Raw genomic sequence first — 261 nt, 5'->3', positions numbered from 1 at the left:
CGCGTTCGACCAGCGCCGCGTTCGAGGGCGCCAGCCGGTCGCGATCCAGCCGCACGTTATCCTCAAGCCCCGTGCGCGCATGGCCGCCCGAGGAAATCGCCCAGTCATTGATCGTCAGCTGGTGCGATCCGATCCCCGCCGCGCACCAGGGCGCATCCGCGCCGAACAGCCGCTTGACGGTGTGGATATAGAAATCGAACACCTCGCGATCGACCGGCATGGCGTTTTTCACCCCCATGACGAATTGCACATAGGGCCGGT

The 261-nt window shown here is 65.1% G+C and carries 1 protein-coding gene; it reads right to left on the bottom strand.

Annotation, left to right across the window (positions count from 1 at the left end):
- The coding region (locus tag FNJ84_RS21865) for a 3-keto-5-aminohexanoate cleavage protein (RefSeq protein ID WP_143795285.1) at nt 1-261 on the bottom strand (261 nt) is incomplete at both ends.

It is taken from the genome of Paracoccus sp. M683 (assembly GCF_007096355.1).
GTDB lineage: Bacteria > Pseudomonadota > Alphaproteobacteria > Rhodobacterales > Rhodobacteraceae > Paracoccus.
The sequence above is the reverse complement of the archived record's forward strand: the minus strand, read 5'-3'. Positions and strand labels throughout refer to the sequence as shown.